This window comes from Bradyrhizobium sp. sGM-13, assembly GCF_018398875.1.
In the GTDB taxonomy this organism is placed as follows: domain Bacteria; phylum Pseudomonadota; class Alphaproteobacteria; order Rhizobiales; family Xanthobacteraceae; genus Bradyrhizobium.
Window position 1 is genome coordinate 1 of the sequence record NZ_JAGWDK010000249.1, and the last position, 323, is coordinate 323.

The window sequence follows — 323 nt, forward strand, 5'->3', positions numbered from 1 at the left end:
CTCGTGATCTTGTCGAATGCTATGAATTCGCAGATCATGTCCAATGTCGAAAAGCTCGGTGCTCCCTTCCACGCGGTGTTCACGGCCCAGCAAGCCCAAGCCTACAAGCCGCGTTTCAAGGCCTTCGAATACATGCTCGATAGACTGAGCTGCGGTCCGGAAGATATTCTGCATTGCTCGTCCTCCTTCCGCTATGACCTGATGTCGGCCCATGATCTCGGCATCAAAAACAAGGTCTGGGTAAACCGCGGCCATGAGCCGGCGAACCCCTATTATGGATACGTCGAAATCGCCGATATTTCGGGTCTGCCCGGAGTCGTCGG

General features: G+C 54.8%; 1 protein-coding gene. It reads left to right on the plus strand.

Translation table 11 applies throughout. The features are described 5' to 3' along the window. On the plus strand, positions 1-323 hold a 323-nt coding region (locus tag KJQ96_RS38960), incomplete at both ends, for an HAD hydrolase-like protein (RefSeq protein ID WP_213291216.1).